Raw genomic sequence first — 2,444 nt, forward strand, 5'->3', positions numbered from 1 at the left:
AGGGCGTTCAGTTCGTCGCATTAGACCCGAAACCGAGTGATCTAGCCATGAGCAGGTTGAAGGTTGGGTAACACCAACTGGAGGACCGAACCCGCATCTGTTGCAATAGATTGGGATGACTTGTGGCTAGGGGTGAAAGGCCAATCAAACTCGGAAATAGCTGGTTCTCCGCGAAAACTATTTAGGTAGTGCGTCGACCGAATACCCTCGGGGGTAGAGCACTGGATGGGCTATGGGGACTCACCGTCTTACTGATCCTAACCAAACTCCGAATACCGAGGAGTACTAGTCGGCAGACACACGGCGGGTGCTAACGTCCGTCGTGAAGAGGGCAACAACCCTGACCTCCAGCTAAGGTCCCCAAGTCATGGCTAAGTGGGAAAGGATGTGAGGATCCCAAAACAACCAGGATGTTGGCTTAGAAGCAGCCATCATTTAAAGAAAGCGTAACAGCTCACTGGTCTAATTAAGGGTCTTTGCGCCGAAAATGTAACGGGGCTAAAGCCATGCACCGAAGCTGAGGATACGTCGCAAGACGTGTGGTAGCGGAGCGTTCCGTAAGCCTGTGAAGGGATACCTGTGAGGGGTCCTGGAGGTATCGGAAGTGCGAATGTTGACATGAGTAACGATAAAGAGGGTGAGAGACCCTCTCGCCGAAAGACCAAGGGTTCCTGCTTAAAGTTAATCTGAGCAGGGTTAGCCGGCCCCTAAGACGAGGCGGACACGCGTAGTCGATGGGAACCACGTTAATATTCGTGGGCCTGGTGGTAGTGACGGATTGCTTAACTTGTACGCTCTTATTGGATTGGGTGTGCAGGGACGCGGTTCCAGGAAATAGCTCCACCGTATAGACCGTACCCGAAACCGACACAGGTGGTCAGGTAGAGTATACCAAGGCGCTTGAGAGAACTATGCTGAAGGAACTCGGCAAATTGCACGCGTAACTTCGGAAGAAGCGTGACCCTTTTTGACGCAAGTCAGAAAGGGTGGCACAGACCAGGGGGTAGCGACTGTTTATCAAAAACACAGGGCTCTGCGAAGTCGCAAGACGACGTATAGGGTCTGACGCCTGCCCGGTGCTGGAAGGTTAAGAGGAGGGGTGCAAGCTCTGAATCGAAGCCCCAGTAAACGGCGGCCGTAACTATAACGGTCCTAAGGTAGCGAAATTCCTTGTCGGGTAAGTTCCGACCTGCACGAATGGCGTAACGACTTCCCCGCTGTCTCCAGCATAGACTCAGTGAAATTGAATTCCCCGTGAAGATGCGGGGTTCCTGCGGTCAGACGGAAAGACCCCGTGCACCTTTACTATAGCTTTACACTGGCATTCGTGTCGGCATGTGTAGGATAGGTGGTAGGCTTTGAAGCAGGGACGCCAGTTCTTGTGGAGCCATCCTTGAAATACCACCCTTATCGTCATGGATGTCTAACCGCGGTCCGTTATCCGGATCCGGGACAGTGTATGGTGGGTAGTTTGACTGGGGCGGTCGCCTCCGAAAGAGTAACGGAGGCGCGCGATGGTGGGCTCAGACCGGTCGGAAATCGGTCGTCGAGTGCAATGGCATAAGCCCGCCTGACTGCGAGACTGACAAGTCGAGCAGAGACGAAAGTCGGTCATAGTGATCCGGTGGTCCCGCGTGGAAGGGCCATCGCTCAACGGATAAAAGGTACGCCGGGGATAACAGGCTGATGACCCCCAAGAGTCCATATCGACGGGGTTGTTTGGCACCTCGATGTCGGCTCATCGCATCCTGGGGCTGGAGCAGGTCCCAAGGGTTTGGCTGTTCGCCAATTAAAGCGGTACGTGAGCTGGGTTCAGAACGTCGTGAGACAGTTCGGTCCCTATCTGCCGTGGGTGTAGGAATATTGACAGGATCTGTCCCTAGTACGAGAGGACCGGGATGGACATATCTCTGGTGGACCTGTTGTCCTGCCAAGGGCATAGCAGGGTAGCTATATATGGAATGGATAACCGCTGAAGGCATCTAAGCGGGAAACCAACCTGAAAACGAGTATTCCCTTGAGAACCGTGGAAGACTACCACGTTGATAGGCTGGGTGTGGAAGTGCGGCAACGCATGAAGCTTACCAGTACTAATCGTTCGATTGGCTTGATCGTTCCCATTGCTCATGCTCATCATTGATGAGCGACGTGTTCAAAACAAAACGAGGCGGTTTATCCTCCTCACCAGCTTCTCATTCGGTTTGCCCCAGCTAAGGGCAAATCTTGCGCTTTGCCGACCTGGTGGTTCTGGCGGGGTGGCTGCACCCGTTCCCATTCCGAACACGGCCGTGAAACGCCCCAGCGCCGATGGTACTTCGTCTTAAGACGCGGGAGAGTAGGTCGCTGCCAGGTCTGCAAAACGCAAGATAAAAAAACCGCCGCTCCCCTTCGAGGCATAGCCGAGAAGGACAAGGCAGCGGCGAAAACAAACCGAAAATCTTCTC

Annotated in this window: 2 rRNA genes; both read left to right on the plus strand. The window is 53.9% G+C overall.

The features are described 5' to 3' along the window. Nucleotides 1-2,115, plus strand: a 23S ribosomal RNA gene (locus tag C6558_RS38635); the annotation flags it as partial. 122 nt (nt 2,116-2,237) lie between these two features. Continuing rightward, nucleotides 2,238-2,352: ribosomal RNA gene (rrf, locus tag C6558_RS38640) — 5S ribosomal RNA — on the plus strand. Nucleotides 2,353-2,444 lie beyond the last annotated feature (92 nt).

This window comes from Ensifer sp. NM-2 (assembly GCF_003024455.1).
Classification (GTDB): Bacteria; Pseudomonadota; Alphaproteobacteria; order Rhizobiales; family Rhizobiaceae; genus Ensifer; species Ensifer canadensis.